This is a genomic window from Mesorhizobium sp. M1E.F.Ca.ET.041.01.1.1, assembly GCF_003997355.1.
Classification (GTDB): domain Bacteria; phylum Pseudomonadota; class Alphaproteobacteria; order Rhizobiales; family Rhizobiaceae; genus Mesorhizobium.
The window spans coordinates 1-4,560 of sequence record NZ_RZSL01000498.1 but is presented as its reverse complement, the minus strand read 5'-3'; the positions used below and the strand labels follow the sequence as shown (position 1 = coordinate 4,560).

At 63.8% G+C, this 4,560-nt stretch carries 5 protein-coding genes and 1 pseudogene; 2 read left to right on the top strand and 4 right to left on the bottom strand.

All coding sequences use genetic code 11. From position 1 onward, the window contains the following. Positions 1-195 (top strand): annotated as a pseudogene (locus EOA38_RS28730) (MFS transporter); the annotation flags it as partial. Between the two features lie 204 nt (positions 196-399). On the opposite strand, the gene ribB reads toward EOA38_RS28730, so the two are convergent. Continuing rightward, positions 400-1,500, bottom strand: coding sequence for a 3,4-dihydroxy-2-butanone-4-phosphate synthase (gene ribB / locus EOA38_RS28725; RefSeq protein WP_126095254.1), 1,101 nt, complete (start codon positions 1,498-1,500; stop codon positions 400-402). Positions 1,501-1,591: 91 nt separating this feature from the next. Continuing rightward, the gene (gene aroC, locus EOA38_RS28720; protein WP_126095255.1) at positions 1,592-2,707 is read right to left on the bottom strand and encodes a chorismate synthase; all 1,116 of its coding nucleotides are present in this window, start codon (positions 2,705-2,707) and stop codon (positions 1,592-1,594) included. A 211-nt stretch (positions 2,708-2,918) separates the two neighbouring features. Between aroC and EOA38_RS28715 the strand changes: the two genes are divergently transcribed. Beyond that, complete coding sequence (locus tag EOA38_RS28715; protein WP_126095256.1) at positions 2,919-3,179, top strand: DUF1344 domain-containing protein; 261 nt, start codon at positions 2,919-2,921, stop codon at positions 3,177-3,179. A 45-nt stretch (positions 3,180-3,224) separates the two neighbouring features. Here the strand turns inward: EOA38_RS28715 and EOA38_RS28710 are convergent, their stop codons facing one another. After that, a complete protein-coding gene (locus EOA38_RS28710) occupies positions 3,225-3,812 on the bottom strand; it encodes a histidine phosphatase family protein (protein ID WP_126095257.1) in 588 nt (195 codons plus the stop codon). A 51-nt stretch (positions 3,813-3,863) separates the two neighbouring features. Next, on the bottom strand, positions 3,864-4,560 hold a 697-nt coding region (gene fabI, locus EOA38_RS28705), incomplete at its 5' end, for an enoyl-ACP reductase FabI (protein ID WP_127300818.1).

Sequence of the window (4,560 nt, the reverse complement as noted above, 5' to 3'; positions counted from 1 at the left end):
GGGATCGGCATCGGAATGGCGCTGGGCTCCTTCGCCGCCGGCTGGATGGTCGACGCTTTTGGACCGCAGAGCGGGTTCTGGGTGTCCGTTGCGGCGGGCGCGATCGCGTTAGCCACCGTGCTCGCCGGCCAATGCCGGCTGGCGACGGAGGATTGCGATCTGGATGGAGACGAAGCGGCTGTCCCGGCTGAGTGACGCAAGACCGCCCGGTCGTTCGTATCGGCGAACCCATCGTAGACGTTCGAAATTAGCCGACGCCTTTCGAACTTCGTCATTCTAGGGCGACGCAGGAGCGAAGCTCCGGCGCGGGGACCCTGGATGACGACGTCGCGGGCGCTTCGGCCAATCGCGTAAGCATGCGATCTGCCTGGAGGAACTTCCGGCGCGTCCCCCGACAGCCTAAAGGATTTCCGTCTTGGCGATATGGATGCCAAAACCTTCGAGGCCGACATAGTGGCGCTCGCGCGAGGCGATCAGGTTGATCGAAGAGATGCCGAGATCCTTCAGGATCTGAGCGCCGAGACCGATCTCGCGCCACTCGTTCTCGCGCCGGCGCGCTTCCTCATGATCCTCGCGCTCACCGCTCGCCGGCCGCTTGCGCTCCTGGTGGGCGACGCCGACCGAGCCCTCGCGCAGATAAACGATGACGCCGCGCCTGCGCTCGCCCATCGCCTTCATGATGCCTTCCAGACGATGGCTGGTGCCGAAGACGTCGGTGACGACATCCTCCGAATGCAGGCGCACCGGCACCTCCTCACCGTCGCGGATGTCGCCGAAGACGACCGCGACGTGATGCATGGAATCCCAGGGCAGCGTGTAGGTGAAAACCTGCGCCTTGCCGCCGGGCGTGTCGATGTCGGAGCAGGCGACGCGCTCGACCAGCGTTTCCTTGCGCTGCCGGTAGGCGATCAGATCGGCGACCGAAACCTGCTTCAGGCCATGTTCTTTGGCGAAAGCCTGAACCTCGGGCCCGCGCTTGACGGTGCCGTCGTCGTTGACCAGCTCGGAGATGACGCCGACCGGCGGCAGGCCGGCGAGCTTGCAGAGATCGACAGCGGCTTCCGTATGGCCCGAGCGCATCAAGACGCCGCCTTCGCGCGCGATGAGAGGGAAGATGTGACCTGGACGGACGAAGTCTGAGGCGCCGACATTGCCGTTGGCGAGATTGCGCACGGTGAGCGTGCGGTCGTCGGCGGAAATGCCGGTCGTGGTGCCGTGCTTGAAGTCGACACTGACGGTGAATGCCGTGGTGTGGGCCGAATCATTGTCGGCCACCATCGGCGCGAGGTTCAGCCGCCTCGCCTCCTCGCGCGGCATCGGCGTGCAGACGATGCCGGAGGTGTTGCGGACGATAAAGGCCATCTTTTCCGGCGTGCAGTGGACGGCGGCGACGATCAGGTCGCCCTCGTTCTCGCGTCCGTCATCGTCCATGACGACGACGATCTCGCCGCGCTCGAAAGCACGGATCGCTTCGACGATCTTCTTCTGGTCGTAAGGCATAGGTGCTCGCTTCGCTCGCAGGGAATAGGAATTAGGCAATGGGCAGTAGGGAAGGAAAAAGGCTGTGTCGGGCTGGCCTACTGCCTACTGCCTACTCCCTACTGCCTACTCCCTTCCCTGTTTGTCCTCTATGCCGCAGATAATGATCCGCGATCGCGCAGGCAACCATGGCCTCGCCGATCGGCACGGCGCGGATGCCGACGCAGGGGTCGTGGCGGCCCTTGGTCATGACATCGACGTCCCTGCCGTCCTTGTCGATCGACTTGCGCGGGGTCAGGATCGAGGAGGTCGGCTTGACGGCGAAGCGGGCGACGATCGCCTGCCCGGTCGAGATGCCGCCGAGGATGCCGCCGGCATTGTTGGAGAGGAACACCGGCTTGCCGTCATTGCCGATGCGCATCTCGTCGGCGTTCTGCTCGCCGGTGATGCGGGCGGCCTCGAAGCCGTTGCCGATCTCGACGCCCTTGACGGCGTTGATCGACATCAGGCCCGAGGCGATGTCCTGGTCGAGCTTGGCGTAGATCGGCGCGCCGAGGCCAGCAGGCACGCCTTCGGCGACGATCTCAATCACCGCGCCGACCGAGGACCCGGCCTTGCGGATGCCGTCGAGATAGGCGGCGAAGACGGGGACCGAGGCCGGATCCGGCGTGAAGAAAGGGTTTTCGGCATCACCGACGAAATTCCAGTTCCAGTTGGCGCGGTCGATCGATTTTTCACCCATCGACACCAGGGCGCCGCGCACCACCATGCCCGGCACCACCTTGCGGGCGAGCGCGCCGGCCGCCACCCGGGCAGCGGTCTCACGCGCCGAGGAACGGCCGCCGCCGCGATGATCGCGCAATCCGTATTTGACCTCATAGGTATAGTCGGCATGGCCCGGCCGGTACTGGCGGGCGATCTCGCCGTAATCCTTGGAGCGCTGGTCGACATTCTCGATCAACATCGACACCGGCGTGCCGGTGGTGATCATCGTCTCGCCGTCCTCGTCGAGGATGAAGCCGGAGAGGATCTTCACCTCGTCCGGCTCGCGGCGCTGGGTGACGAAACGCGACTGGCCCGGGCGGCGCCGGTCGAGCTCGGCCTGGATATCCTCGCGCTTGAAACGGATGCCCGGCGGGCAGCCGTCGACAACGCAGCCGAGCGCGGCGCCATGGCTCTCACCCCAGGTGGTGACGCGGAAAAGATGGCCGAAGGTGTTGTGCGACATGGAAAAACGCCCTGCCCGGCGGCGGAGCCGGTTCGCCGGTTCAAGGGTGCCTTCTATTGGCGTTTTCCACAGCGGTCAAACGATGATCGGATGCATCAATCTGTGATCTGGCCGATTTAGTTTTGACACATTCGGTTGGTTTCTGCTCTCTTCCATCCGCCGTTGAGGACCCGCCGCTGACCAGCCGGCGCAATGACCAAAGAGGACGACGATGCGTACCCTGATTGGCGCTGTTGGCGCCATGCTCATGATTTCAACCGCCGCGTTCGCCGGGCAGACCGAAGGCCTGATCAAGAAGGTCGACAAGGACACGCTGACGCTGACGCTGGACGACGGCAAGTCCTACAAGCTCAACGCCGAGACCGATCTCGATGCGCTGAAGCCCGGCATGGACATCGTCATCGCCTTTGACGTGACGAACGGCGAGAATATCGTGACCGATATGCAACTGCCGGACAGCGACCAGAACTAAATTCAGGTGAGGCCGGCCCGATCTGAATTCGCCGCGCCGTAAGCTCTACAACCACTCCAAGCTGCGGCCCTCCAGCCGGAGCAGGCGATCCTGCTGGATATCCAGGCGGGCCGCGTCCTTCTTGGACATGCCTTCGACGAAGCGGAACAGGCACCGCATGACGCCGCCATGGGTGACGCATACCGTCTGCCGGTCAAGCGCGTCAAACCACGGCTTTATCCGTTCGAGTAGCATTTCGTAGCTTTCCGCGCCCTCACCCGGCGGCTGGAAATCCCATTTGTCGAAACGGCGACGGTGCGTCGAGCCGGGAAGCCTCGCTTCGAGTTCGGCAAAGGTGAAACCCTGCCAATCGCCGAAGCTCAATTCCACAAGGCGCGGATCGGTGCGGTAAGCGAACGGATCGAGTCCCATCGCCGCGCGCATCAGCTCCATCGTCTCACGCGTGCGGCGCATCGGGCTGGCGACGAAGTCGAACTCCGCGGGATTGGTTACGAATTCAGCCAGCCGGCGACCGTTTCGGGTCGCCTGCGCGCGGCCGAACGCGTTGATGTCGGTGTCCGCCTGCCCCTGCAGCCGACCCTCGGCATTCCACTGCGTCTGGCCGTGGCGTGCGATGTAGACGAGCGGATACATCAGGTCTTCCGAGGTCGGGCCAGGGCCTGGTGGAAGGGTAGGCGGAGAGATCTAATCCTTGACGGTCGAGATATCCGGCGCGTCGACCGCTTTCATGCCGACGACGTGGTAGCCGGAATCGACATGGTGAACCTCGCCGGTTACGCCGCGCGACAGGTCCGACAGGAAATAGACGGCGGAATCGCCGACTTCTTCCTGCGTCACCGTCTGCTTCAGCGGGGCGTTGTACTCGTTCCACTTCAGGATATAGCGGAAGTCGCCGATACCGGAGGCGGCCAGCGTCTTGATCGGGCCGGCCGAAATCGCGTTGACGCGGATTTTCTTGGCGCCGAGGTCGACGGCGAGATAGCGCACACTGGCTTCAAGCGCCGCCTTGGCCACACCCATGACGTTGTAGTGCGGCATCACCTTCTCGGCGCCGTAGTAGGTCAGCGTCAAAAGCGAACCGCCCTCGCTCATCAGCGGCTCTGCGCGCTTGGCGATGGTGGTGAAGGAAAACACCGAAATGTCCATGGTGCGCAGGAAATTGTCGCGCGTCGTCTCGACATAACGGCCGGTGAGCTCGTCCTTGTCGGAAAAAGCGATGGCATGGACGAGGAAATCCAGCTTGCCCCAATGCTTGGCGATGTCGGCAAAGACGGCGTCGAGGCTTTCCGGGTCGGTGACGTCGCAATGGCCGGCGACATGCGCATTGAGTTCCGCCGCCAGCGGCTCGACGCGCTTCTTGAAGGCCTCGCCCTGATAGGTC